The following is a 24,786-nucleotide window of genomic DNA, read 5'->3' as shown; positions in this document are numbered from 1 at the left end:
TTTCACAAGCAGAGATCCAGCCGGATACACTGGCCGGCGCTAAAAACCTGCGACATTAAAATATTAACGAGAAATACCATGCGAAATTCCTTTGGCTTTATGTTCTACCTCGCCGGCCTGAGCATGCTGGGTTATCTGGCGACCGATATGTACCTGCCCGCCTTCGGCGCCATGCGGGAGGAACTGCAAATTTCCGCCGGCGCGGTGAGCGCCAGCCTGAGCATCTTCCTGGCCGGCTTCGCCTTCGCGCAGCTGCTGTGGGGGCCGCTCTCCGACCGTCTGGGCCGCAAACCGGTATTATTGATCGGGCTGACGCTGTTCGCCCTCGGTTGCCTGGGCATGCTGTGGGTGGAAAACGCCGTGCAGCTCTGGATCCTGCGCTTTATTCAGGCCGTCGGCGTCTGCGCCGCCGCCGCCATCTGGCAAGCGCTGGTGGTTGACCGTTACCGCGAAGGCCAGGCCAACCGCGTGTTCGCCACCATTATGCCGCTGGTAGCGCTGTCGCCGGCGCTGGCACCGCTGCTCGGCGCCTGGTTGCTGAACCACGCCAGCTGGCGCGCGATCTTCGCCGCACTGTTGGCCATCACCGCGCTGCTGCTGCTGCCAACGCTTCTGCTCAAAGAGCGCGCCAAAACGCAGCCCAGCGCCGATGCGCCAAAAAACGGCGTCAGCTTTTGGCAACTGTTGAGATCCCCGGTGTTCAGCGGCAACGTCGCCATGTACGCCGCCTGCTCGGCCGGCTTCTTCGCCTGGCTGACCGGCTCGCCGTTCATCCTCGGTGACATGGGCTACAGCCCGAGCGATATCGGCCTGAGCTATGTGCCGCAAACGCTGGCCTTCCTGCTGGGTGGCTACGGCTGCCGCGCCGCGCTCAAGCGCATCAACGGCAAAACCCTGCTGCCGTGGCTGCTGGTAGCTTATGGTGTCAGCATGGTGGCGCTGTATCTGGTGGCGACCCTGACCGATCCGACGCTCACTACGCTGCTGATCCCATTCTGCGTGATGGCGCTGGTCAACGGCGCCGGCTACCCGATCATGGTGGCGAATGCGCTGATGCCGTTCCCGGAAAGCAGCGGCAAGGCCGCCGCGCTGCAAAATACGCTGCAGTTGGGGCTGTGCTTTGTGGCGAGCATGCTGGTGTCGGCATTTATTGCCCAGCCGCTGTTGGCGACGGTGACGGTGATGGTGTCTACGGTAATCCTGGCCGCGCTGGGGTATTTCCTGCAGCGGGGAAAAGCGGCCGATGCGCAGCAAAAGCCGCAGCGGGAACATGCTAACTCAGCGTCATAATTGCCAAGTTTAATAATCACTTAAAGAATATGCGTGCCGAGTGCGATTTACAGTTGAGTCAACGCCTCGGCACGCCTATACTCAAAAACAACCTTGTAAAGTAACACCTTATAATCTCTATATCTCAATTAGCGCTTGTGTACGCGCTTTGCGTCACACTCTTTTTTTTAAGGATGCGTTTATCCCGCGCCGTTCGCGCCGGGTCGCTTCTTTAAATTTCCTCTGTTCATAGTCGGATATCAGACGCCGCGGGCCTATTTTCCGCCGGTAAACGTATGCACCCGCAGAAATTGTCTAAGCTGTTTCCTAACGGGTCATCAGTCAGAAGAAGGTGATGGAGAAGCTATGAGTTCATCGTGTATAGAAGATCTGAGCATCCAGGACAATCAGTGGTACCGTATCGCGCACGAAATGCTCGGCCTGGCCGGCATTGAAATCAACGGTTCGCGCCCCTTCGATATTCAGGTTAAAAACCCCGATTTCTTTAAACGCGTTTTGCAGCAAGGTTCGCTGGGCCTGGGCGAAAGCTATATGGACGGCTGGTGGGAATGCGAGCGGCTGGATATGTTCTTCCAGCGCGTGGTCAGCGCCGGGCTGGAGAAGAAACTCCCCCACCACCTGAAAGATACCCTGCGTATCGCCGCCGCGCGCCTGACCAATCTGCAATCGAAAAAGCGCGCCTGGATCGTCGGCAAAGAACATTACGATCTCGGCAACGATCTGTTTACCCTGATGCTCGATCCTTACATGCAATATTCCTGCGGCTACTGGAAAGACGCCACCACGCTGGAGGAGGCACAGGAAGCCAAGCTGCGGATGATCTGCGAGAAACTGCAGCTGCAACCGGGCATGCGCTTGCTGGACATAGGCTGCGGCTGGGGCGGCCTCTCCGCCTATGCGGCAAAAAATTACGGCGTATCGGTGGTCGGCGTGACCATCTCCGCAGAACAGCAGAAGCTGGCTCAGGCGCGCTGCGCCGGGCTGGATGTGCAGATCCTGCTGCAGGATTACCGCGATCTGCATCAGCAGTTCGATCGCATCGTGTCCGTCGGCATGTTCGAGCACGTCGGGCCGAAAAACTACCGCACCTATTTCAATGTGGTAGAACGCAATCTGGCGCCGCACGGTCTGTTCCTGCTGCACACCATCGGCTCCAACAAAACCGACATGAACGTCGATCCGTGGATCAACAAGTACATTTTCCCGAACGGCTGCCTGCCTTCAGTGAGCCATATCGCCGAAGCCAGCGAGGGCCATTTCGTGATGGAAGACTGGCACAACATCGGCGCCGACTACGACCGCACGCTGATGGCCTGGTTCGAGCGCTTCAAACAGGCGTGGCCGCAGCTTGCCCCGCGCTATTCCGAACGCTTCGAGCGGATGTTCAGCTATTACCTGAACGCCTGCGCCGGCGCATTCCGGGCGCGCGATCTGCAGCTGTGGCAGGTGGTGTTCAGCCCCAAAGGCGTTGAAGGCGGCATCCGCGTCGCCCGCTGAATGCTTTCCCGATAAAAAAACCCCGGCAACATCATTGCCGGGGCTTTTTTTTGCTCTTTTGGACCCTGCGGGTTAACCGCAATAAACGCGGATGATTTTATCGTCGCTGTCGCCAAGGAAGTTCAGGCGGCGCAGGTTGAAATCCATGGTGACGGCAGAGTTGTACGGAATGGCGCGCACCTTGGCGTCGATCCGCACGCCTTCCAGCGAGGTCATCGGTTTGCCGACGAAGTTTTGATACTGCGAAGCGCCGCAGGTATCATCCGCATCGGCCATTTGCGCGCCCGCGCCCTGCTCAGGCGAACTGCTGCAGGCGCTCAGCGCCAGCAACGCGGTTAACAACAACGTTTTCCCATAAAACTTCACGCGTTTCTCCTCTCTGCTTATGATTCGATTCCGGCGGCAACGCCCGAATCGCTGTCAGTCTTTGTGCGCCGGCGCCATCGCCGCCGCCAGCGCCGCTTCCCGATTGGCCAGCACGCGCTCGACGGTGTCCACCACCGCCTGCGTTTGCGGATCGATCTCGATGTTCACCTTGTCACCCAGGCGTTTCTTACCCAGCGTGGTGCGATCCAGCGTTTCCGGGATCAGGTGCACGCAGAAACGGTTATTCACCACTTCGCCGATGGTCAGGCTAATGCCGTCGATGCCGATGAAGCCTTTGTGCAGCACATATTTCATCAATTCGGCATTCGGCATGCGCAGCCATACCTGCCGGTTATTTTCCGAGGTATAAATCTTGGCCACTTCCGCCGTGCAGATAATATGGCCGGACATCAAATGGCCGCCAATTTCGTCATTGAACTTCGCCGCGCGCTCGATATTGACGATGTCGCCCAGCGCCAGATCGCCGAGGTTGGTCAGGCGCAGCGTTTCTTTAATCAAATCGAAGCTGACGCGGTTGCCTTCCACCGCGGTGACGGTCAGGCAGCAGCCGTTATGGGCCACCGACGCGCCCAGCTCCAGCCCCGGCAGCAGCTCGGCAGGCATTTCGATCACGTGGGTGCGGAAATTGGGTTTCTCATCAATGGCGACCAGCGGCGCGGTGCCTTGTACGATACCGGTGAACATATGTGCCTCTTTTACTAAATAGGTTAAAACGCTATCGGCAGTTTGCCCCAGTTGGCGCTGAAAACCAAATCCGCGACGGCAAAAAACGAATGGCTGCGCATTTAATAACTATTTATCTGCGGCGTTTGCTTAACGACGCCGAGCAGGTACAATCTTTTTGACAAAATTCCGCTATTTTAATTGTTGTCCTCTCGCGGCAGCCCTCCCTCCCACATATATAAATAGAAAAGGTGTATGCGTGCAGAAGTACTTAATTGAAGCGCGTAGTTTATTGGCTCTCGCTATCCCGGTCATCATCGCGCAAATATCGCAAACCGCCATGGGCGTGGTGGATACCATCATGGCCGGCGCTTACAGCGCCACCGACATGGCGGCGGTTGCGGTCGGCACTTCAATCTGGCTGCCGGCCATCCTGTTCGGCCACGGCCTGCTGCTGGCACTGACCCCGGTTATCGCCCAGCTCAACGGCGCCGGGCGTCGCGATCGCATCGCTCACCAGGTGCGCCAGGGTTTTTGGCTGGCTTCCGGCGTGTCCGTGCTGCTGATCGTCGTGCTGTATAACTGCAAGTTCGTCATCGACATGATGCACAACATCGATCCGCAGCTGGCGGATAAAGCCGTCGGTTATCTGCACGCCATCATGTGGGGGGCGCCGGGTTATCTGTTCTTTCAGGTGATGCGCAACCAGTGCGAGGGGCTGTCCAAAACCAAGCCCGGCATGGTGATCGGCTTCCTCGGCCTGCTGGTGAATATCCCGATCAACTACATCTTCATCTACGGCAAATTCGGCATGCCGGAGCTGGGCGGCGTCGGCTGCGGCGTCGCCACCGGCAGCGTCTACTGGATCATGTTCCTGATGATGCGCGGCTACGTGAAGCGCGCGCCGTCGCAGCGCGACATCAAACGCCAAACCGGCGATCTCGGCGGCCCGGACTGGGCGGCGCTGAAACGCCTGATCGGCATCGGCATGCCGGTGGCGCTGGCGCTGTTCTTCGAAGTCACTCTGTTCGCCGTGGTGGCGCTGCTGGTGTCGCCACTGGGGATCGTCGCGGTCGCCGGCCACCAGATCGCGCTTAACTTCAGCGCGCTGATGTTCGTACTGCCGCTGTCGCTGGGCGTCGGCGCCACCATCCGCGTCGGTTATCGTCTGGGGGAAGGCTCGGTCGAAGGTGCGCGCGTCGCCGCTTACTCCGCCATCGGCGTCGGCATCACCATGGCCGTCTGCACCGCGCTGTTTACCGCCGCCTTCCGCGAACCGATCGCCCTACTGTACAACGACAGCCCGGCGGTGGTGGCGATGGCCTCGCAGCTGATGCTGCTGGCGGCGCTGTACCAGATCTCGGATTCTGTCCAGGTGATCGGCAGCGGCGTGCTGCGTGGTTATAAAGATACCCGCGCGATCTTCTTCATCACCTTCATTGCTTATTGGGTGTTGGGCCTGCCGAGCGGCTATCTGCTGGCGTTAACCGACGCGGTGGTGCCGGCGATGGGGCCGAGCGGTTTCTGGATTGGCTTTATCATCGGCCTGACCTTCGCCGCCATCATGATGGCGCTGCGCATGCGCTGGCTGCAGAAACAGCCGACCACCGTCATCCTGCAGCGATCCACGCGCTGAATCCGCTCCCGGCCGGTTTCATCCCCGGCCGGGCTGCGGTTTGCGGAAAAAAACGCCGGACTGCGCACAACCTCAGCAATCGCGTGAAATACCAAATAAAATTGCGCTTTTCCCCTTGCCAGCACGCGGGTAGCTCGTTAATATTCGTCCCCGCTGTCAGCCATGACAGACAGGAAAAGATGCGTCCGTAGCTCAGTTGGTTAGAGCACCACCTTGACATGGTGGGGGTCGGTGGTTCGAGTCCACTCGGACGCACCAAATTCCTGAAGCAGTACAGTGCGTCCGTAGCTCAGTTGGTTAGAGCACCACCTTGACATGGTGGGGGTCGGTGGTTCGAGTCCACTCGGACGCACCAAATTTCAGAAGCAGCGCAGTGCGTCCGTAGCTCAGTTGGTTAGAGCACCACCTTGACATGGTGGGGGTCGGTGGTTCGAGTCCACTCGGACGCACCATATTGCTGATTCACCTCCCCCTGTCGCGTTATACTTCCCGTTATTTCGTCTCTGCCCGACCGCCTGCTCGTTATGTCGATCGCGCCGTGCTACCGTCATCAGGAACGCCACATGACCATTTTTACCGCCAAAACCGCCTTTTTGCCGCTCGACAATGGCCTTGCCCGCCGTGAAGGCGTGATGAGCGACGGTTCGCCGGCGGCGGAAGTGCGTTTCGAAGCCGGCGCCTTCGGCCAGTTGCAAAAGCCCCCGCACGCGCTGCAAACCCGAGTGATATCCGGTGAATTCGAGTTCACTCTCGGCGGCGATACGCGAGTGGTGCGGGCCGGTGAGAGCCTGATATTGCCGGCCAACGTCGCCAGCGGCTGCTTCTGCCTGAGCGCCGGCGTGCTGCTGGAAATCCCCCTAACGCGGTAAGCCATATTTACAGAAAGGTTATTTGCGCAACAAGCGGCCCACAACGCGTTGCATTTGCGCCACATTTGGCCCCGTTTTGCTATATCCGCCGCACCGCCGCGGTTTTTTATTTTGTTTCCCGCCGCTTAGCCTTTATAATGCGCAACGTCTATCAGTTGAATGGTTTCAGCCCTTGATCTGCGAAAACGCAATAACAACACGATGTGATCTTACCCCGTTGCGCAGCATCCCCGCGCCCCCGCGCGGGCTGAATTTTTCCGCCCCACTTCAACTGTCGTCACCTATCCTTAACTATGTTTTTCACCACCAGGCACGGCCCAAATTCCCTACCGGCGTAAACCGCGCCGGTCAAATTCGTTTTTTTATCCATCACAACTTGTAGAAAACTCCGCCATGAAAAAGACCAAAATTGTTTGTACCATCGGTCCAAAAACCGAATCGGAAGAAATGCTGACCAACCTGCTCAATGCGGGCATGAACGTGATGCGTCTCAACTTCTCTCACGGCGACTATGAAGAGCACGGCAACCGCATCAAGAACATGCGCGCCGTGATGGCGAAAACCGGCATCAACGCCGGCATCCTGCTGGATACCAAAGGCCCGGAAATTCGCACCATGAAACTGGAAGGCGGCAAAGACGCCTCGCTGGTCGCCGGCCAAACCTTCACTTTCACCACCGACCAGAGCGTGATCGGCAACAGCGAACGCGTGGCGGTCACCTACGCCGGCTTCGCTGCCGACCTGAAGATCGGCAATACCGTGCTGGTTGACGACGGCCTGATCGGCATGGAAGTCACCAACGTGACCGAGAACGAAGTCGTTTGTAAAGTGCTGAACAACGGCGACCTGGGCGAGAACAAGGGCGTCAACCTGCCGGGCGTATCCATCCAGCTGCCTGCGCTGGCCGAAAAAGACAAACGCGACCTGATCTTCGGCTGCGAGCAAGGCGTCGACTTCGTGGCGGCGTCCTTCATCCGCAAACGCTCCGACGTGCTGGAGATCCGCGAACACCTGAAAGCCCACGGCGGCGAGCAAATCCAGATCATCTCCAAGATCGAAAACCAGGAAGGCCTGAACAACTTCGACGAGATCCTCGAAGCGTCCGACGGCATCATGGTTGCCCGTGGCGACTTGGGCGTGGAGATCCCGGTCGAAGAAGTGATCTTCGCCCAGAAGATGATGATCGAGAAATGCAACCGCGCGCGTAAAGTGGTGATCACCGCCACTCAGATGCTCGATTCCATGATCAAGAACCCGCGCCCTACCCGCGCGGAAGCCGGCGACGTTGCCAACGCCATCCTGGACGGCACCGATGCCGTCATGCTGTCCGGCGAGAGCGCCAAGGGCAAATACCCGCTGGAAGCGGTCAACATCATGGCGACCATCTGCGAGCGTACCGATCGCGTGATGCCAAGCCGCATCGACGCCCTGAACGATCGCCGCAAGCTGCGCATCACCGAAGCGGTGTGCCGGGGTGCGGTTGAAACCGCCGAGAAACTGGACGCGCCGCTGATCGTGGTCGCCACCAGCGGCGGCAAGTCAGCGAAATCCGTGCGTAAATACTTCCCGAACGCGGTGATCCTGGCGCTGACCACCAATGAAACCACCGCGCACCAGCTGGTGCTGAGCAAGGGCGTCATCCCGCAGATGGTCAAGGAAATCGCCTCTACCGACGACTTCTACCGCATCGGTAAAGAAGCCGCCCTGGCCAGCGGCCTGGCACAGAAAGGCGACGTCGTGGTGATGGTTTCCGGCGCGCTGGTGCCGAGCGGCACCACCAACACTGCCTCGGTACACGTGCTGTAATATAAAACGTGACATAATTGCCTTGATCAAAACGCCGCTTTGCGGCGTTTTTTTTATCGGCAGTAAACTATTTTTCTCAAAACGCAACCGCGATCCGCTCATTATTTAGCTAATAAAGAATCGGAGTAGTCCCATGGAAGCCGGCTGTTTTCCCTCGTTTTTTTAACTAATTTGTAAAACCAGATGCAAGTTTGAGCGAACGATCAAAATAAAGCACCTCAACACTAAAAAATTATTCTCTTTCGAAAAAAGTTTGTGTAATACTTGTAACGCTACATGGAGATTAACTCAATCTAGAGGGTGTTATAATGAATCGTACTAAACTGGTACTGGGCGCGGTAATCCTGGGTTCCACTCTGCTGGCTGGCTGCTCTAGCAACGCTAAAATCGATCAACTGTCTTCTGACGTTCAGACTCTGAACGCTAAAGTTGATCAGCTGAGCAACGACGTGAACGCAATGCGTTCTGACGTTCAAGCTGCTAAAGACGACGCAGCACGCGCTAACCAGCGTCTGGACAACCAAGCTCACGCTTACAAAAAGTAAGATAGCTTTGGTTATTGAAAACGGCGCACATTGTGCGCCGTTTTTTTTTGCCTGTCCCTTGGACTGGTTTTTCCTGCACCGCAGGCAAAAAAAGAGGCTCAGCACGCTGAACCCCTCTTCGACCACACAATCCTGCAAACTTAGTTCACGGAACTGATTGGCGCTGCCTTGAATGGGCTCTTATTCGCCTCAGGCGTCGCTGCAGGCGTCAAACTCACCGCCGACGGGCTCTCCCCTACGTTGACCAGCACCGGCATGCCAGAACGGCGTACAACCGCGCTATCGAACACGGCGCGATCGGTCTGAGCATCCGCAGCGAAGGCTTTCTCCGCTTTAGACAACGCAATCGGCATGGTCTGCGGATCGTCGCTTTCTACCCGCGACAGCGGCTGATGCACTTCCACATAGCGTTTGCCGTCCGGCTCAACCGAAATCTTCACCGGATCGTTGATCACCTGCACCCGCGTACCGCGCGGCACCTGATTGAACAGCGCTTCGATATCCGTCGGACGCAGACGAATGCAGCCGGAGCTGACGCGCATGCCGATACCGAAGTTGGCGTTGGTGCCGTGGATCAGGTATTCACCGCGCCCCATCGCCAGACGCAGGGCGAACAACCCCATCGGGTTCTCAGGGCCGGCCGGCACCACCGCTGGCAGCGTCACGCCCTGGGACTGATAGCGTTTGCGGATATTGGCGGTTGGCGTCCAGGTCGGGTTAGGGATCTTCTGGCTGACGGAGGTCACCTCCAGCGGCGTGTGCATCCCGGTCTGGCCGATACCGATCGGATAGACGATCACTTTGTTCTCGCCTTTCGGGTAGTAGTAAAGACGCAGCTCGGCCAGGTTGACGATGATCCCTTCACGCTTGGTGTCAGGCAGCAGCATTTGGGTCGGAATGGTCAGCACCGTACCCGGCTTGGGCAGGAACGGGTCAGTGCCGGGGTTGGCTTCCAGCATGCCCAGCAGGCCGATCTTGTAGTCGGCGGCGATCGCCTCCAGCGGACGGCCGTCGTTTGGCACGGTATAAGTGGTGTTTTCACCGATCAGACGGCTGTCCGGCGGCGGCAGCGGGTACTCGGTCGCACTGGCGGCCTGAGTGCCGGCCAATACGGTGGCGAAGACCATGCCCATTAAACTCAACGCACGTTTCATTATCATCCCTATATTTTTTTATGACGGTTCGCCCCCAAGGCTAACGAGCGCCTGGCGGTGGGTAAATCAGACAATACCTGATTAATACTAGCAACGCTGGTATCAAAGGCAATAAGTCCTCTAAAAATCAACACGTTATAACGTAATCGCCGCCGCTGATTGTCAACGAAACGTCAATAGGTAAGCTGCTGAAATATCACTGAATTGGGAGCATTGCCCAGGGGAAAACTGCGGATTGTAAAGACTCATTGACAAAGCGAAGGTATCAATGAGCCTTGAGGATACGGGCGTTATGGGTCAGGCCAGCTGCGCCGCTTTGCTGCGAATGGCGCGGATCATCGCCTCCAACCCCTGTGAACGCGAAGGCGTCAGATGTTGGCTGAGCGCCAACTCGCTGAAAAACGGCCGCACATCGAGATCGACGATCTGCTGTGGCGTCAATTGACGATAAAGAATAAACACCACCGCCAGCAGCCCTTTGACGATCGCCGCGTCGCTGTCGCCGTGAAACTCGACCTGCCCCTGCTCATCACGGCGCATCACGATCCATACCTGGCTCTGACAGCCGGAGATCAGGTTGCCGGCCTGCCGCTCGGCCTCGTCCAGCGGCGGCAATTTGGCGCCGAGTTCAATCACGTACAGGTATTTCTCCTCCCAGTTCAAACAGCGGGAGAAATTACGCACCAATTTATCTTTGTCCGGCAAATTCGCCATGGGGATCCTTTTGTACCGCCGGGGACGCGCCCCGGCCTAGCCTAATAGCTGATGAATGCGTTGCAGCCCGGCCACCAGCCGGTCCACCTCTTCGCGGGTATTATATAACGCCAGCGAAGCGCGGCACATGCTCGGCACCTGATAAAACGCCATCAGCGGCATTGCGCAGTGATGGCCGGTGCGAATGGCGATGCCGTACTGGTCGAGGAAGCTGCCGACATCATAGGCATGGTGCTCCCCCAGGTTGAAGGCGATCACCCCGGCGCGATGGGCCGGACCATAAACTTTCAGCGTCGGCACCTGCCTGAGCGCCTCCAGCGCATAGCGCATCAGCGACTGTTCATAATCGTGGATCGCATTCAGGCCCAGGGCTTCGACGTAATCGAACGCCGCCCCCAGCCCCATGATGCCGGCGGTGTTCGGCGAACCGGCCTCGAAGCGCCACGGCGGATCGGCGAAGGTGGTGCCCGCCGTCAGGCTGACCTGGCTGATCATCGAGCCGCCCCCTTCCCACGGCGGCATCTGCTGTAACAACGCCTGGCGGCCGTACAGCATGCCGATGCCGGAAGGGCCGTACAGCTTATGGCCGGAAAATACGTAAAAATCGCAGTCCAGCGCCTGAACATCGACGCGCTGGTGCATTACCGCCTGCGCGCCGTCCACCAGCACCGTCAGCTCCGGCGCCAGGGCTCTGGCGCGGGCGATGATGTCGCGCACCGGGTTGACGGTGCCCAGCACGTTGGAGACCTCGGTCAGCGCCAGCAGTTTGCAGGACGAGTCGACCAGCTCCGGCAGCAGCGCCAGATCCAGCGTACCGTCCGGCTGCAGCGGCCACACCCGCAGCTGCAGCCCGCGCTCCTGCGCCAGCATCTGCCACGGCACGATATTGGCGTGGTGCTCCATCTCGGTGATGAGAATCGCATCGCCCGGCTGCAGCAGGTGGCGGCCAAAGCTGTTGGCCACCAAATTGATGCCTTCGGTGGTGCCCTTGACGAACACCATTTCTTCCGCCGAGGCGGCGTTGATAAAGCGCGCCGCCTGTTCCCGCACCGCTTCCATCTGCTGGGTCGCCTCGGCGCTCAGGGTGTGGATGCCGCGATGCACCGCCGCATAACCGTGGCGGTAGAACTCCAGCTCGCGGTCGATCACCGCCTGCGGTTTCTGCGCGCTGGCGGCGCTGTCGAGATAGGCCAGCGGTTGGCCATTCACCTCACGCGCCAGCAGCGGGAAATCGCCGCGCACGCGTTCAATCGGATAACTCATTCAGCCTCCCCCGGCAGGCGCTGGGCGATACGCGCCAGCACCCGTTCCCGGATGGTGTCATTGGCGATGCCTTCGGTGAGCTCGGCGGCGAAGGCGAAAATGATCATCTGCTGCGCCGCGTGTTTGTCGATGCCGCGCGACTGCAGATAGAACAGCTGCTCTTCATCGATGCGCCCCACGGTGGCGCCATGGCTGCATTTGACGTCGTCGGCGTAGATCTCCAGCTGCGGCTTGGTATCCACCTCCGCCACCTTGCCCAACAGCAGGTTATGGTTAGTCATCTGGCCGTCGGTTTTAATCGCGTGCTTGGCCACTTTGATCATGCCGTTGAACACCGCCTTGCCGCGATCGCTGACCACGGTTTTATGCAGCTGGCGGCTTTCGCAATAGCCCTTGTTGTGCTCCAGATAGGTGCGGGTATCGCAGATCTCTTTGCCCACCGGCAGCACCAGGCTGTTGATCACCAGGTTTGCGCCTTCGCCGTTCAGCTGCGCGCTGGTGTTGTGGCGCGTCAGGCCGGCGCCCAGCAGGAAACTGTCGCTTTTCACCCGCGCGTCGCGGCCGATAACCAGATCGTTGTGGGCAAAGTGGTAGCTCGGCTGGCTCTCAAACGCCAGCTTGCAGTGCAACAGCCCGGCGTTGTCCGCCACGTTGGCGGTCAGACGCGCGCCGGTGAAGTGCGCGGCCTCGCCCAGGCTGACGTAGTGTTCAATCACTTCCGCCTCGGCCCCGCGCCCGATCTCCAGATGGTGACGATGATGCACGGTGTTCACTTCCCCGGTGGCGCCGCGTCCGCTGCTGATGTGCAGCAGGTACAGCGGGCGGGCCGGGGCCTTGCCGGCCGGCAAGCGAATCAGGCTGGTTTCCTGCGCCAGGCTTTCGGTCAGGTGCAGGAAAATTTCCGGCTGGATCGGCTCCGGCAGCGCCTGCGGCGTGCCGTAGGCAGTCAATTCGAACTGGTATTCGCCCAAATCGCCATCGCTCAGCGCGGCGCTGTAGCGGCCGTCGATAAACACCAGCCGACAGGCATCGATGCCGAGCGCCAGCGCCTCCAGCTGCTCAGCGCTCACCGGCGCGGGCTGCGGTTCGAGGAACTGCTGCTCCAGCAGGCTCTCCAGCGGCGTGTATTTCCAGTTTTCATGCTTGCGCGTTGGCCAGCCGAGGCGCAGCGCCTGCTGCCAGTGCGCCAGCGCATGCGGCGAACGCTCGCCGCCGCGGCCTTCGAACAGGCGATACAGCTGCTGCAGCGCGTTTGAATTACTGTTGGTCGGTAAGCCAGCCATAGCCCTGCTCCTCCAACTGTTTCACCAGCGAGAAATCGCCGGATTTGACGATGCGCCCCTGGGACAGCACGTGTACGTAATCCGGCTGGATGTAGTCCAGAATGCGCTGATAGTGGGTGACGATGATAAACGCGCGCTTGCCGTCCCGCAGCGAGTTGACGCCGTTGGCGACGATCTTCAGCGCGTCGATGTCCAGGCCCGAGTCGGTTTCATCGAGAATGCACAGATCCGGCTCCAGCGCCGCCATCTGCAGAATGTCGTTGCGCTTTTTCTCGCCGCCGGAGAAGCCGACGTTGACCGAACGGGTCAGCAGATCGGCCGGCATATCCAGCAGCGCGATTTTCTCTTCGATGAAATCGGCGAAGTCAAAGCGATCCAGCGGCTCCTGCTCGCGGTATTTGCGCACCGCGTTGACCGACGTCTGCAGGAAGAAGTGGTTGCTGACACCGGGGATCTCCACCGGGTACTGGAAGGCCAGGAACACGCCTTCGCCGGCGCGATCTTCCGGATCCAGCTCCAGCAGATCCTTGCCTTTGAAAGTGACTTCCCCTTCGGTCACTTCGTACTCTTCACGCCCGGCCAGCGTGGCGGACAGCGTGCTCTTGCCCGAGCCGTTCGGCCCCATGATGGCGTGCACTTCGCCCGGTTTGATCTCCAGATCCAATCCCTTGAGGATCTCGTTGCCTTCCACGCTGACTTTCAAATTCTTGATGCTTAACATGCTGTGTCCTCAGATAGCGCCGGCGGCGCTAAAAATGCGGCGATTAACCCACGCTGTGTTCCAGGCTGATGGCCAGAAGTTTCTGCGCCTCGACGGCGAACTCCAGCGGCAGCTCGGAGAAAACGTCCTTGCAGAAGCCGTTGACGATCATCGAAATGGCGTCATCCTCGCTGATGCCGCGCTGCAGGCAGTAGAACAGCTGGTCGTCGCCGATCTTCGAGGTGGTGGCTTCGTGCTCCAGCTGAGCGCTGTTGTTGCGCGCTTCAACGTAAGGGAACGTGTGGGCACCGCTGTCCGGCCCGATCAGCATCGAGTCGCACTGGGTAAAGTTACGGGCGTTTTCCGCCCCCGGCAGGATTTTCACCAGGCCGCGATAGGTGTTCTCACTGTGGCCGGCGGAGATGCCCTTGGCGATGATGGTCGACTTGGTGTTTTTGCCGATGTGGATCATCTTGGTGCCGGTATCGGCCTGTTGATGGCCGCTGGTCAGCGCCACCGAGAAGAATTCGCCGATCGAATTGTCGCCCTGCAAAATCACGCTCGGGTATTTCCAGGTGATGGCCGAGCCGGTTTCCGACTGGGTCCAGGACATTTTCGAGCCGGCGCCTTCACACAGCGCGCGCTTGGTGACGAAGTTGAGGATACCGCCCTTGCTCTCGCCGCCGGAGAACCAGTTCTGCACCGTCGAGTATTTCACTTCGGCGTCTTTATGCAGGATCACCTCCACCACCGCCGCGTGCAGCTGATAGCTGTCGCGCACCGGGGCGGAACAGCCCTCGATATAGCTGACGTAGCTGCCTTCGTCGGCGATCAGGATGGTGCGCTCGAACTGGCCGGTTTTGGCGGCGTTGATGCGGAAGTAGGTCGACAGTTCCATCGGGCAGCGTACGCCCTTCGGCACATAAACGAAGGTGCCGTCGGAAGCCACCGCGGCGTTCAGCGCGGCGAAGAAGTTATCGTTGGACGGCACCACGCGCCCCAGGTACTGACGCACCAGATCCGGGTATTCCTGGATCGCTTCGCCGAACGAGCAGAAGATCACCCCGCTCTCCGCCAGTTTTTCACGGTAGGTGGTGGCGACAGAGACCGAGTCGAAGATGGCGTCCACCGCCACCTCGCTGCCCTCGCGCACCGGCACGCCGAGCTGGTTGAACGCCAGCTCCACTTCGCTGGTCAGGTAATCTTTTTCCGTCGCCGCGCCCGGTTGCTGCTCGGCGCCGGGTTGCGAACCGCAGGCGTCGTCGCAGCTGCCGCAGGACGGCGCCGAATAGTAACTGTAGTCCTGGTAGTTCAGGCGATCGTAATTGGCCTTCAACCAGTGCGGCTCTTCCATCTGCAGCCAGGCGCGGTAGGCCTCGAGGCGGAATTCCAGCATCCACTCGGGTTCGTTACGCTTGGCCGAGATGGCGCGCACCACCTCTTCGTTGATGCCTTTGGCCAACTCATCGGTTGCCAGCTGGGTGAAGAAACCTTCTTTGTAGCGACCTTCGCTGACCCAAGCCTGCACTTCATTAGGCATTTCTACATTGCTTCGTGTCATGTTGATTGCATCGCTCAAACGCCAAAGCTCTCGCCGCACCCGCAGGCATGCTGAGCTTTAGGGTTGTTAAATTTGAATATCTGATTCAGCCCTTCGCGGACGTAATCTACCGTGGTGCCATCGATGAACGGCATGGCCTTCAGCGGCACATAGAGTTTGGCGCCGTCGCGCTCAAACAGCAGATCGTCATCGGCGGGTTCGCGGGTCAGATCCAGCACATAGGCAAAGCCGGCGCAGCCGGATTGTTTCACCCCTAGCTGCAGCCCTTTCACCTGCGGATCCTGCTGCATCAGTTTGGTTATTTGTCGTACGGCGCTGTCGCTGAGCGAAATGCCTTGCCAGACATTTTCATCCAGAGAAAAAGTGCCGACATTTTCCGTTTGCATAGGGTCTACCTCACACTCGTGTTTGGCCACAGCCAATCTGGGTTGCTTATATGTTAGTGATAACGATTATCACTTCAACCGTTTGTTTTGCGGGGGTATCCGCCGCGAGCGCGGTTTTTCGCTGCGGCGCGCGGCAAGCCAACGGGACACCCGTGGCGGCTTGCGGCGTCTGGCGGCAAGGCGTGCATGCTATCCCTATGAATTTGTTCTCTATCCTGCATCACCGTACCGCACTCCCCGGTGGCCCGTCAGCGTTACAGCGCCGCGGGGCGTTGCCGATCTAAACATTCATAGAAAATACCTATTTCTGCATTCTGTCTGTCGTAAATGTGCGTTTATCGGCATTTCGTGGCGCGGCGCAAGCGCGCACCCTCAGGTTAAAGTTTAGTCGCTCAGGATTAAATTGGGTCGTCGACGGCCTTTTACACCCCCGCGCGATGAAAAAACGCCGCGCCGGGGATTGATCGCCAACGCGGCAGTTTATATGATAATGATTATCATTCAATTGTAATTTGAGCGCGAAGCCAATGACTCTTTCGATCAACGCATGGTTGCTGGGCAAGATTGATGACTACAAATTCAGCGTGCGCGACGCCACGGTGGACTTTTACATGGCCGAAGCGGCGCTGCGGCGCCCGGAATGCAATATCGACCACCTGAAGCGGTACAACAGCGTCAGCCTCACCATGGCCAATCTGTGTCTGGAGAACGGCGACGACGACAGCTACCTGCATGCGCTCAGCAAGCTGCACAACCGGCTGATCGTCGAGATCAACAACCCACAGCGCTGCCAGCTTTTTCGGGTGCAAAGCTACCACTTCGCTCGCCACACGCTGACGCTGATCTGCCAAAAATATGCAATGGAAGGCACCTGGGAGAAGGCAAACGCGTTTCAGAAGGACTTCGTCAAACGCGTGCCGTTTCAGCTGTAAGGCGCAAGGCTCCGCAGGCCGCTCGCCTGCGGAAACCGGCGGGAATCAGTCGATGACCGCCGTGGTCAGACGCGAGGTGCAGCACAGCCGATCGCGCGCGTCGAAGATTTCGATTTGCCACACCTGATGACGGCGGCCAACGTGCAGTGCGCGGCACACCCCGCGCACCTGGCCATCGAACACCGCGCGCAGGTGGTTGGCGTTGATCTCCAGCCCCACCACTTTCTGCTCGCCCTCGCTGCACAGGTAACCGGCCATCGATCCCATCGATTCCGCCAGCACCACCGACGCCCCGCCGTGCAACAGCCCGAACGGCTGCCGGGTGCGGCCATCGACCGGCATGGTGGCCTCGAGGAAATCCTCGCCCAGCTGGGTAAACTCGATGCCCACATGGCTGACCATGCAGCCGTCGCCGGCGCGGTTCAACTGCTCCAGCGATGTTTCACGTTTCCACAATTTCACTCAATCATCTCCAGAAGTGCCTGTAAGGGGTGGCGCACGCCATTGCCCTCGATGCGTTTCACCTGGCTGCGGCAGGAATAGCCGGTCGCCAAGCAGCGCTGCCGCGGCAAACGCTGCAGTGTCGGGTGCCATGATAGCTCATAAATGCCGAGCGAGTTTTGCAGGTTCTTGGCTTCATGGCCGTAAGTGCCCGCCATGCCGCAGCAGCCGACGCTGACGTTCTCCAGTTTGGCGCCGAAGCGCGCGAAGATCGCCGCCCACTGTTGGCCGCTGGCCGGCAGCGCGGTGGTTTCGGTACAGTGGCCGAACAGATACCAGGGTTCGCCGGTCGCTGGCTGTTCGGCGCGATCCGCGATCCGCTGCTGCAGCCATTCGTGCACCAGCTGCACCTGGAAATCGCCGCGCTCGGCGCCGAGGATCTCGCGGTATTCGTCGCGGTAGCACAGCACCAGCGCCGGATCGACACCCACCAGCGGCATGCCAAGCTGCGCCACACGGTTGAGGAAATCGGCGGTTTTGCGCGCGGTGCGGGCGAACCGCGTCAGGAAACCTTTCACATGCTGCGCCTTGCCGTTCGGCGAGAACGGCAGCAGCACCGGTTTATAGCCGAGCTTCTCCACCAGCCGGACAAAGTCCGCCACCACTTTGGCGTCGTAATAGCTGGTGAACGGATCCTGGACGATCAGCACGTGATCTGCGCGCTGCTCGGCGCTCAGCCCTTCCAACTGCTCCAGCGTCAGCGTGGTCGCGCGGTGGCCGGACAGCTGCTGACGCAGCGTCGGGCTGGACAGCAGCGGCAGATCGACCATGCCGATGGCGTTGCGGCTCATCTCCCGCAGCCACGGCTGGCGGAAGAAGAAGTTGAACACCTTCGGCACGCGGGCCATCAATGGGGTATAGCTCTCCACGCCGGCGACCATGTAGTCGCTTACCGGGCGCAGATAGCGGGTGTGGTAGAGCTGCAGGAAGCGCGAACGGAATCCTGGCACGTCAATCTTGATTGGGCACTGGGTGGAGCAAGCCTTGCAGGCCAGGCAACCGGACATCGCCTCTTTCACTTCGTGCGAAAAGTCGTACTCGCCCTTGCCGGCGTGCCAGCTGTTGCGGGTCTTCTCGATCAGGCCGCGCAGGCTGAGGCGCTGCTGCGGCAGCTGTTTCTCCAGCGCCAACGGATCGACGCCCTGCTCGGCCAGCAGACGCAGCCACTCGCGCACCAGCGTCGCCCGCCCTTTCGGTGAATGAATGCGGTTGCCGCTGATCTTCATCGACGGGCACATCGGGCTGCGCACGTCGAAGTTGAAGCACAGGCCGTTGCCGTTACACTCCAGCGCGCCGCGGAACGAGGTGCGCACCTCGACCGGGATCTGGCGATCGAAGGTGCCGCGTTTGACCGCGTCCACCTGCATCATTGGCGCATCCACCGCCAGCGGCGCACAGATCTTGCCCGGGTTCAGACGGTTATCCGGATCGAACGCCGCTTTGATGCGGCGCAGCTCCTCATACAGCGTTTCCCCGAAGAATTCAGGGCTGTATTCCGCGCGGAAGCCCTTGCCGTGCTCACCCCACAGCAGGCCGCCGTATTTGGCGGTCAGCGCCACCACCCGATCGGAGATCTGCTTCATCAGCACTTCCTGCTGCGGGTCGCACATATCAAGCGCCGGGCGCACGTGCAGCACCCCGGCGTCGACGTGGCCGAACATGCCATAGCTCAGGTGGTGGTCGTCGAGCAGTTGGCGAAATTCAACGATATAGTCCGCCAGGTGTTGCGGCGGCACGCAGGTGTCCTCGGCGAATGGAATCGGCTTGGCGCGCCCTTTGGCGTTGCCCAGCAGCCCGACCGCCTTCTTGCGCATGTTGTAAATGCGCTCGATGCCCGCCAGATCGCCACAGATCTGGTAACCGATCACGCCGCCCTGCCGCTGCGCGATCAATTCGTCCAGCCGTTGACACAGGGTTTCCATCTGGCCGTCGATCAGCGCCCGATCGTCGCCGGCGAACTCGACGATGTTCAGCCCGAGCATCTCTTTATCCGGCACGTCGGCGATCAGTTCGTTCACCGAGTGCCAAACGATGTCTTCACGCGCCAGGTTCAGCACCTTGGAATCGATGGTTTCCACCGACAGCGCCTTGGCTTCGACCATAAAGGGCGCATTGCGCAGCGCCGAGTCGAAGGAGTCGTATTTTACGTTAACCAAACGGCGCACTTTCGGCAGCGGCGTGATGTCCAGCCGCGCCTCGGTGATAAACGCCAGCGTGCCTTCGGCGCCGGTCAGGATGCGCGTCAGATCGAAGGTTTGCAGATCGTCGCTCAGCACGTGGCGCAGATCGTAACCGGTGAGGAAGCGGTTGAGCTTGGGGAATTTCTCCAGGATCAGCGCGCGCTGCTCGCGGCAGCGGTTCAGCACCGTGCGGTAGATACGCCCTTCGGCGGTCTCGTCCAGAGCAATCGTTTCCGCCAGCGCCGTCGGCATGGCGCGGGTATCGATCATCTCGCCGCCCAGCAGCACCGCCCGCAGGCCCAACACGTGATCGGAGGTTTTGCCGTACACCAGCGAACCCTGGCCGGAGGCGTCGGTATTGATCATGCCACCCAGGGTGGCGCGGTTGCTGGTGGACAGTTCCGGCGAGAAGAAGTAGCCGAACGGCCGCAGATATTGATTCAGCTGATCCTTGATCACCCCGGCTTCGACTTTTACCCAGCCTTGTTCAACGTTGATCTCCAGTATGCGGTTCATATGGCGCGACATATCGACCACGATGCCGGTATTGAGCGACTGGCCGTTGGTGCCGGTGCCGCCGCCGCGCGGGCTGAATGTCAGCGCATTGAATCGCTCTTCCCCGGCCAGGCGGGCGATCAGCGCCACGTCGGCGGTGGAACGGGGGAACACCACCGCATCGGGCAACAGCTGATAGATGCTGTTGTCGGTGGCCATCGTCAGCCGGTCGGCATAGCTGGTGGCGGTATCGCCGTTGAATCCGTTTTGCTTCAGTGCTTCCAAAAAGTCGAGCACCCGTTGAACGAGGCCGGGTGCCTGAGAAATCTGTGGGATCATTCGCTTTTTTGACCCTGTCCGTCTATTTTTTATGCGCTGATGTACGCTGAATCGGGCCTTTAATTCAGACCCACCCTATTTTTTAGTGACACTAAAAACTAACATACTCGTTTAGTGAAGGCATTCACATTATTACCGCCCTGCGAACGCTGCCACAGGCGGCCGCCCGGCGGTAATAAACCGACCGACAGGCACCCGATTCGCCGGTGCCAGGGATTTAATTGACCAGGATGAGAAGCCACTGATGCCACTCCCGCAATCGCGTTACGACTTACCGCGAATTATTTTCGGCGTGCTGTTTATCGCCATCATGATCGTCGCCTGTTTTTGGGTGATCCAACCGTTCATTCTCGGCTTCGCTTGGGCGGGAATGGTGGTGATCGCCACCTGGCCGCTGCTGCTCAAACTGCAAAAGCTGCTGTGGGGCCGCCGCTCGCTGGCGGTGCTGGTGATGACCCTGCTGCTGATCCTGCTGTTCATTTTGCCTATCTCTCTGCTGATCAGCAGCGTGGTGGATAACAGTGCGCCGCTGATCGCCTGGGCTAGCTCGCCGGGCAAACTGCATATTCCCGATCTCGCCTGGCTGCAGTCCGTGCCGATGATCGGCGACAGGCTCTATACCAGCTACCATACGCTGGTTAACGCCGGCGGCGCCGCGCTGCTGGCGAAGGTGCAGCCGTACTTCGGCCAAACCGCCACCTGGTTCGTGGCGCAGGCCGCGCATATCGGCCGTCTGCTGCTGCACTGCGCGCTGATGCTGCTGTTCAGCGCCCTGTTGTATGCGCGCGGCGAGCAGGTGGCGCTGGGTATCCGCCACTTTGCGGTGCGCCTCGGCTCTGCGCGCGGCGATGCGGCGGTGCTGCTGGGCGGCCAGGCGATCCGCGCCGTCGCGCTGGGTGTGGTGGTGACGGCGCTGGTGCAGTCGGTGCTGGGCGGCATCGGTCTGGCGGTGAGCGGCATTCCGGCCGCCACTCTGCTGACGATGCTGATCTTCATCTGCTGCGTGGCGCAATTGGGGCCGCTGCTGGTGCTGGTGCCGGCCATCATCTGGCTGTACTGGCACGGCGATACCACCTGGGGCACCGTGCTGCTGGTCTGGAGCTGCGTGGTGGCTACGCTGGATAACGTGCTGCGCCCGGTGCTGATCCGCATGGGCGCCGATCTGCCGCTGCTGCTGATCCTGTCCGGCGTTATCGGCGGCTTGCTGGCCTTCGGCATGATTGGCCTGTTCATCGGCCCGGTGGTGTTGGCGGTATCTTATCGCCTGCTGACCGCCTGGATGGATGAAGCGCCGGAGCCGACCACCGCGCCGGAGCAAGTCATCGAAGATTTGGAAAAACGCTGATTCTCCTCTTCCGCCCGCATCGTCGGGCGGAACTTTTCACTCCTGCCATTATTCCTACCCCATTCGAGTAATATCTCCGCCCAATATAATGCCGCCATATATTGATTACGGCACCGCGAATGAAAGGTGCAATGTAAATCCCTGTTTGTTGCAAACGGCAAAAAGAGATAACTCCCGCAAATAAAATGTGATGCCGCTATCGATTAGGATGATTCTTAATGACTAGTCGCGTTCAAAAATCTAGTATTATGGCCATCTATTGCTTCAAATCACTGATTTTAAAGCAACCTTTCTGAACAATGTAATGCCATACATGTGAATTGCTGTGTGTAGTCTTTGCCCATCTCCTACGGTGGGCTTTTTTTTATTCTTTTTTCGTCGAATTGATTATTTTACGCGCCGTTATTTACATTCAGAAATAAAAAGGCCGCAGCGTTAACTGCGGCCCGGCGTTAATGCCTCAGCGATGCCGAGAAATTATTTCTTTTTCGACAAATTGATCCAGGTCTGCACCACGGTGTCCGGATTAAGCGACAGGCTGTCGATGCCCTGCTCCATCAGCCACTCGGCGAAGTCTTCGTGGTCGGACGGGCCTTGGCCGCAGATGCCGACGTATTTACCGTGGCGCTTGGCCGCCTGAATCGCCATCGACAGCAGCGCTTTCACCGCGTCGTTGCGTTCGTCGAACAGCTCCGACACCACGCCGGAATCGCGATCCAGCCCCAGCGCCAACTGGGTCATGTCGTTGGAGCCGATGGAGAAGCCGTCGAAGTGTTCGAGGAACTGATCCGCCAACAGCGCATTGGACGGGATCTCGCACATCATGATCACTTTCAGCCCGTTTTCGCCGCGTTTCAGCCCCTGACGCGCCAGCTCGGCCACCACCGCTTCCGCCTGCGCCACGGTGCGCACAAACGGCACCATGATTTCGACGTTGGTCAGCCCCATTTCGTTACGCACGCGTTTCACCGCCTCGCACTCCAGCGCGAAGCAATCGCGGAAGCTGTCGGCCACGTAGCGGCCGGCGCCGCGGAAGCCCAGCATCGGGTTCTCTTCGTGCGGTTCATACTTGTCGCCACCCACCAGGTTGGCGTACTCGTTGGATTTGAAGTCGGACAGGCGTACGATCACGCGCTTCGGCCAGAAGGCGGCGCCCAGCGTCGCGATGCCCTCGGTCAGGCGGCCGACGTAGAACTCGACCGGATGATCGTAACCCTGCATCAGCGCGCGAATCTCGTTTTGCAGCGCCGGCGTCTGCTGATCGAACTCCAGCAGCGCACGCGGGTGCACGCCGATCATGCGGTTGATGATAAATTCCAGCCGCGCCAGGCCCACGCCTTCGTTCGGCAAACGCGCAAAGTCGAAGGCGCGATCCGGGTTGCCGACGTTCATCATGATCTTCAGCGGCAGATCCGGCAGCTCGGTCACTTCGGAGCTCTGCACGCTGAAGTCCAGCATATCGCTGTAAACGAAGCCGGTGTCGCCTTCCGCGCAGGAGACGGTGACTTTCTGGCCGTCTTTCAGCACGTCGGTGGCGTGGCCGCAGCCCACCACCGCCGGGATCCCCAGCTCACGGGCGATGATCGCCGCGTGACAGGTACGCCCGCCGCGGTTGGTGACGATCGCGGCGGCCTTCTTCATGATCGGTTCCCAGTCCGGGTCGGTCATGTCGGTGACCAGCACGTCGCCTGGCTGGATGCGATCCATTTCGCTGATGTCGTGGATCACTTTCACCGGACCGGCGCCGATGCGGTGGCCGATGGCGCGGCCTTCCACCAGCACCGGGCTGGAGCCGTTCAGCTGGTAGCGCTCCATGGTCTGTTCGTTGGAGCGCACGGTTTCCGGGCGCGCCTGCACGATCAGCAGCTTGCCGGTATGGCCGTCTTTCGCCCACTCGATATCCATCGGGCGGCCGTAATGTTTTTCGATCAGGATCGCCTGCTGCGCCAGCGCCTGCACTTCGTCATCCGTCAGCGAGAAACGGCTGCGCTGCGCTTCCGGCACGTCTTCGATGCGCACCTGCTTGCCGTGATCCTGCGACGGCGCGTACACCATGCGGATCTTTTTCGAACCCAGGTTGCGGCGCACGATCGCCGGCTTGCCGTTTTGCAGCGTCGGTTTGTGCACATAGAACTCATCCGGGTTCACTGCGCCCTGCACCACCATTTCACCCAGGCCGAAGGCGGAGGTGATAAACACCACCTGATCAAAACCGGACTCGGTATCGATGGTGAACATCACGCCCGAAGAGGCCAAATCCGAGCGCACCATGCGCTGTACGCCCGCCGACAGCGCCACGCCGCGGTGGTCATAGCCCTGATGCACGCGATAAGAGATGGCACGGTCGTTGAACAGCGACGCGAACACGTGCTTGATCGCCACCATTACGGCGTCGATGCCCTGCACGTTGAGGAAGGTTTCCTGCTGGCCGGCGAAGGACGCGTCCGGCATGTCTTCCGCCGTGGCGGAGGAGCGCACCGCGAAGGAAGCTTCCGGTTCGCCGTCGGCGAGCTGTTGGTAAGCCTGATGAATTTCGCGTTCGAACTCGGCGTGGAACGGCGTGTCGATCACCCATTGGCGGATCTGGGCGCCGGCCTTGGCCAGTTGTGCAACGTCGTCAACGTCGGTCTGATCCAGTAGCTGATAGATGCGCTGGTTAACACCGCTTTGTTCGAGGAAATCGTTAAACGCCTGTGCGGTGGTGGCAAAACCGTTCGGCACGGCCACGCCCAAATCGGAAAGATTGGTGATCATTTCACCGAGGGAGGCGTTTTTACCGCCGACACGGTCAACGTCGTGCATGCCAAGCTGGTTGTACCAAAGCACATTACGCAAGTCTGGGCCATTGTTGGACATCGAGACAATCCTTATTGCTATATTGCTATCAGTAGGGTAAAGACGGATTTAATTCGCTTGCTTTACGGCGCCGCTAACACGGAGCCGAATCAGACTAGCACACTGATCCGGGGAAAATGGAAAGGTGAATCGATCAACCCACTGAAGAAAGTGGTTTTTAAGAGAATGTCCTAACCGGCTGATTTGCCTGGGAACCGTTCCCAATCGCACGAAAAGCTTAGTTCTCAACAAATTACGCTCTTTTTAAACTTCTGTTTTAATGACCACGCAAACGCTACCGTTTTTGGTGAAAATAGCGGCAAATTTACGTTTCGGATCGAAAAGCGTCGCCGCGCCGCGATTTTTACCGCCGGCAAAACGCGCTTTTCTTCACGCGCCGCCGCA

20 protein-coding genes, 3 tRNA genes and 1 other RNA gene are annotated in these 24,786 nt (G+C 59.4%); 12 read left to right on the top strand and 12 right to left on the bottom strand.

Annotated elements, in window-relative coordinates:
* Nucleotides 1-78 precede the first annotated feature (78 nt).
* Both punC and cfa read left to right on the top strand, forming a co-directional pair.
* Nucleotides 79-1,290, top strand: a complete 1,212-nt coding sequence (punC, locus tag ACJ8PI_RS06870; protein WP_033638373.1) for a purine nucleoside transporter PunC — start codon at nt 79-81, stop codon at nt 1,288-1,290.
* Between the two features lie 345 nt (nt 1,291-1,635).
* On the top strand, nt 1,636-2,787 hold the full coding sequence (gene cfa, locus ACJ8PI_RS06865) for a cyclopropane fatty acyl phospholipid synthase (RefSeq protein WP_033638372.1): 1,152 nt from the start codon (nt 1,636-1,638) through the stop codon (nt 2,785-2,787).
* Between the two features lie 72 nt (nt 2,788-2,859).
* Here cfa and ACJ8PI_RS06860 read toward each other — a convergent pair whose 3' ends face one another.
* Both ACJ8PI_RS06860 and ACJ8PI_RS06855 read right to left on the bottom strand, forming a co-directional pair.
* A complete protein-coding gene (locus ACJ8PI_RS06860) occupies nt 2,860-3,153 on the bottom strand; it encodes an I78 family peptidase inhibitor (protein WP_016927929.1) in 294 nt (97 codons plus the stop codon).
* A gap of 54 nt (nt 3,154-3,207) precedes the next feature.
* Entirely contained in the window at nt 3,208-3,858 is a 651-nt protein-coding gene (locus ACJ8PI_RS06855; protein WP_033638371.1) for a riboflavin synthase, read from the bottom strand.
* Between the two features lie 238 nt (nt 3,859-4,096).
* On the opposite strand from ACJ8PI_RS06855, the gene ACJ8PI_RS06850 reads away from it, so the two are divergent.
* The 7 genes from ACJ8PI_RS06850 (at nt 4,097) to ACJ8PI_RS06820 (ending at nt 8,693) form a co-directional block, all read left to right on the top strand.
* Nucleotides 4,097-5,473, top strand: a complete 1,377-nt coding sequence (locus ACJ8PI_RS06850; RefSeq protein WP_033638369.1) for an MATE family efflux transporter — start codon at nt 4,097-4,099, stop codon at nt 5,471-5,473.
* Between the two features lie 181 nt (nt 5,474-5,654).
* Nucleotides 5,655-5,731, top strand: a tRNA-Val gene (locus ACJ8PI_RS06845).
* Between the two features lie 20 nt (nt 5,732-5,751).
* Nucleotides 5,752-5,828: transfer RNA gene (locus tag ACJ8PI_RS06840), tRNA-Val, on the top strand.
* A 20-nt stretch (nt 5,829-5,848) separates the two neighbouring features.
* Nucleotides 5,849-5,925 (top strand) — tRNA-Val (locus tag ACJ8PI_RS06835).
* A 111-nt stretch (nt 5,926-6,036) separates the two neighbouring features.
* Nucleotides 6,037-6,342, top strand: a complete 306-nt coding sequence (locus ACJ8PI_RS06830) for a cupin (protein ID WP_041034891.1) — start codon at nt 6,037-6,039, stop codon at nt 6,340-6,342.
* A 393-nt stretch (nt 6,343-6,735) separates the two neighbouring features.
* Nucleotides 6,736-8,148 (top strand): pyruvate kinase PykF, encoded by a 1,413-nt coding sequence (pykF, locus tag ACJ8PI_RS06825; protein ID WP_033638367.1) that lies wholly within the window; start codon nt 6,736-6,738, stop codon nt 8,146-8,148.
* 308 nt (nt 8,149-8,456) lie between these two features.
* The gene (locus tag ACJ8PI_RS06820) at nt 8,457-8,693 is read left to right on the top strand and encodes a major outer membrane lipoprotein (protein ID WP_004931354.1); all 237 of its coding nucleotides are present in this window, start codon (nt 8,457-8,459) and stop codon (nt 8,691-8,693) included.
* Nucleotides 8,694-8,833: 140 nt separating this feature from the next.
* Here the strand turns inward: ACJ8PI_RS06820 and ACJ8PI_RS06815 are convergent, their stop codons facing one another.
* The 7 genes from ACJ8PI_RS06815 to sufA form a co-directional block, all read right to left on the bottom strand.
* The gene (locus ACJ8PI_RS06815) at nt 8,834-9,847 is read right to left on the bottom strand and encodes a L,D-transpeptidase family protein (protein WP_033653930.1); all 1,014 of its coding nucleotides are present in this window, start codon (nt 9,845-9,847) and stop codon (nt 8,834-8,836) included.
* 297 nt (nt 9,848-10,144) lie between these two features.
* Entirely contained in the window at nt 10,145-10,561 is a 417-nt protein-coding gene (gene sufE / locus ACJ8PI_RS06810; protein ID WP_033646295.1) for a cysteine desulfuration protein SufE, read from the bottom strand.
* Between the two features lie 36 nt (nt 10,562-10,597).
* Nucleotides 10,598-11,824 carry a cysteine desulfurase SufS gene (sufS, locus tag ACJ8PI_RS06805; RefSeq protein WP_164134285.1) on the bottom strand — a complete coding sequence of 409 codons (1,227 nt, stop codon included), beginning with the start codon at nt 11,822-11,824 and terminating at the stop codon, nt 10,598-10,600.
* A complete protein-coding gene (gene sufD / locus ACJ8PI_RS06800; protein ID WP_164038294.1) occupies nt 11,821-13,107 on the bottom strand; it encodes a Fe-S cluster assembly protein SufD in 1,287 nt (428 codons plus the stop codon). Before sufD ends, sufS begins: the two co-directional genes overlap by 4 nt.
* Nucleotides 13,082-13,828 carry a Fe-S cluster assembly ATPase SufC gene (gene sufC, locus ACJ8PI_RS06795; RefSeq protein ID WP_016927936.1) on the bottom strand — a complete coding sequence of 249 codons (747 nt, stop codon included), beginning with the start codon at nt 13,826-13,828 and terminating at the stop codon, nt 13,082-13,084. The genes sufD and sufC overlap by 26 nt, the downstream gene beginning before the upstream one ends.
* 43 nt (nt 13,829-13,871) lie before the next feature.
* Entirely contained in the window at nt 13,872-15,368 is a 1,497-nt protein-coding gene (gene sufB / locus ACJ8PI_RS06790; protein ID WP_033638360.1) for a Fe-S cluster assembly protein SufB, read from the bottom strand.
* A gap of 14 nt (nt 15,369-15,382) precedes the next feature.
* Entirely contained in the window at nt 15,383-15,754 is a 372-nt protein-coding gene (gene sufA / locus ACJ8PI_RS06785; RefSeq protein WP_004931368.1) for a Fe-S cluster assembly scaffold SufA, read from the bottom strand.
* Nucleotides 15,755-16,281: 527 nt separating this feature from the next.
* Between sufA and ACJ8PI_RS06780 the strand changes: the two genes are divergently transcribed.
* Entirely contained in the window at nt 16,282-16,686 is a 405-nt protein-coding gene (locus ACJ8PI_RS06780) for a hypothetical protein (RefSeq protein WP_004931369.1), read from the top strand.
* 45 nt (nt 16,687-16,731) lie between these two features.
* Here the strand turns inward: ACJ8PI_RS06780 and menI are convergent, their stop codons facing one another.
* Nucleotides 16,732-17,148, bottom strand: coding sequence for a 1,4-dihydroxy-2-naphthoyl-CoA hydrolase (gene menI, locus ACJ8PI_RS06775; RefSeq protein ID WP_016927938.1), 417 nt, complete (start codon nt 17,146-17,148; stop codon nt 16,732-16,734).
* Nucleotides 17,145-20,201, bottom strand: a complete 3,057-nt coding sequence (ydiJ, locus tag ACJ8PI_RS06770; RefSeq protein WP_164134286.1) for a D-2-hydroxyglutarate dehydrogenase YdiJ — start codon at nt 20,199-20,201, stop codon at nt 17,145-17,147. Before ydiJ ends, menI begins: the two co-directional genes overlap by 4 nt.
* Nucleotides 20,202-20,445: 244 nt before the next feature.
* Here ydiJ and ydiK point away from each other — a divergent pair, with 244 nt between their 5' ends.
* Together ydiK and rprA are read left to right on the top strand one after the other, a co-directional pair.
* Nucleotides 20,446-21,546 (top strand): AI-2E family transporter YdiK, encoded by a 1,101-nt coding sequence (gene ydiK, locus ACJ8PI_RS06765; RefSeq protein WP_033646299.1) that lies wholly within the window; start codon nt 20,446-20,448, stop codon nt 21,544-21,546.
* Between the two features lie 258 nt (nt 21,547-21,804).
* Nucleotides 21,805-21,914, top strand: an RNA gene (gene rprA / locus ACJ8PI_RS06760) — antisense sRNA RprA.
* Between the two features lie 109 nt (nt 21,915-22,023).
* On the opposite strand, the gene ppsA is transcribed toward rprA, so the two are convergent.
* Nucleotides 22,024-24,402 carry a phosphoenolpyruvate synthase gene (ppsA, locus tag ACJ8PI_RS06755; protein ID WP_041034881.1) on the bottom strand — a complete coding sequence of 793 codons (2,379 nt, stop codon included), beginning with the start codon at nt 24,400-24,402 and terminating at the stop codon, nt 22,024-22,026.
* Between the last annotated feature and the right edge of the window lie 384 nt (nt 24,403-24,786).

It is taken from the genome of Serratia sp. CY82433 (assembly GCF_052166535.1).
In the GTDB taxonomy this organism is placed as follows: Bacteria; Pseudomonadota; Gammaproteobacteria; order Enterobacterales; family Enterobacteriaceae; genus Serratia; species Serratia sarumanii.
This window is presented reverse-complemented; position numbering and strand designations above follow the sequence as displayed.